The 1407-nt window shown below is 66.9% G+C and carries 1 protein-coding gene; it reads left to right on the forward strand.

Annotated features, from left to right (window positions below):
- Positions 1-58: 58 nt before the first annotated feature.
- The gene (locus tag ABT084_RS37865; RefSeq protein ID WP_351054394.1) at positions 59-1219 is read left to right on the forward strand and encodes an IS701 family transposase; all 1161 of its coding nucleotides are present in this window, start codon (positions 59-61) and stop codon (positions 1217-1219) included.
- The last annotated feature ends 188 nt before the right edge of the window (positions 1220-1407 follow it).

Raw genomic sequence — 1407 nt, forward strand, 5'->3', positions numbered from 1 at the left:
CCTAGTACTGCAACGGTGTTTGCCGTGACGGTTGGGCAGGTCGGTCGTTGTTCAGTTCATGGGTGGGGAACTTGCTGCTGCCCGGTCGTGGGCTGGTGAACTGAAGGCCTTGCATGAGCGGTTTGTGCACCGTTTCTCCAGGTCGGAGCCACGTGAGTCGGCTCTTGCCTATATGCGGGGGCTGATCGCTCCGTTGGAGCGGAAGAACGGGTGGACGCTTGCCGAGGAGGCCGGGCATGCGGGTCCGGACCGGATCCATCGGCTGCTGAACCGGATCGACTGGGACGCCGATGAGGTCCTGGACGATGTGCGGGACTATGTCGTCGAGCATCTCGGCGACCCGGAAGCGGTGCTGATCGTGGACGACACCGGATTCCTGAAGAAGGGTGTCCGCTCCGCCGGGGTCCAGCGCCAGTACTCCGGAACCGCCGGGCGGACAGAAAACTCCCAGATCGGGGTGTTCCTCGCCTATGCCGGCGGCCGGGGCCGCACGTTGATCGACCGCCGCCTGTATCTGCCCGTCTCGTGGACGGAGGACCGGGAACGGTGCCGGGCCGCCGGCATTGAGGACACGATCGGCTTCGAGACGAAGGTGGTGATGGCCAAGGCCATGGTCCGCCGGGCGATCACGGACCGGATTCCGTTCCGGTGGGTGACCGCGGATGCCGCCTACGGCTACTCCAAGGGCTGGCGGTCCGAGCTCGAGCAGGCCGATGTCTTCCATGTCATGGCCACCACCCGGCACGACACGGTCGTCACCCGCTGGGCGATCGACCACCCTGTCCACGACCTGTTCCCCGCCCTGCCCCGGCAGAAGTGGAAGCGTCGTTCCTGCGGGATGGGGGCCCATGGCCCGCGGGTCTACGACTGGGCGAGGGTCGAGGTCCGGCCCTGGCACCGCGAGGACCGCCGGCACTGGGTCATCGCCCGGCGAAGTGTCCGCCGGCCCGAGGAGATCTCTTACTACATCGCCTACTGCCCGGCCGAAACCACACTGGACGAGCTGATCCGCATCGCGGGCAGCCGGTGGGCGGTCGAGGAATGCTTCCAGACCGCGAAACAGGAGTGCGGCCTGGACGACTATCAGGTCCGCCGCTACGACGGCTGGCACCGCCACATGACCCTGGCCATGGCCGCCCACGCCTGCCTCACCGTCCTGCGGGCCCGCGAACAGGATGCCGGGAAAGCAGAAACGGATCCTCCCAGCTCATACCCCTGAGCCTGCCCGAAGTCCGACGCCTGATCAGCCGGCTCACCCGGCCCCGCCCGAGCATCGACCACGTCCTGCACTGGTCACACTGGCGCCGGCGACGACAGTTCCAGGCACGTGTCAGCCACTACAAACGACGCGGCCACACGCCACCAGAAACTGCCCAACCGTCACAGCAAGCACCGTTGCAGTACTAG

The sequence above is a fragment of the Streptomyces sp. NPDC002138 genome (assembly GCF_040296485.1).
In the GTDB taxonomy this organism is placed as follows: domain Bacteria; phylum Actinomycetota; class Actinomycetes; order Streptomycetales; family Streptomycetaceae; genus Streptomyces.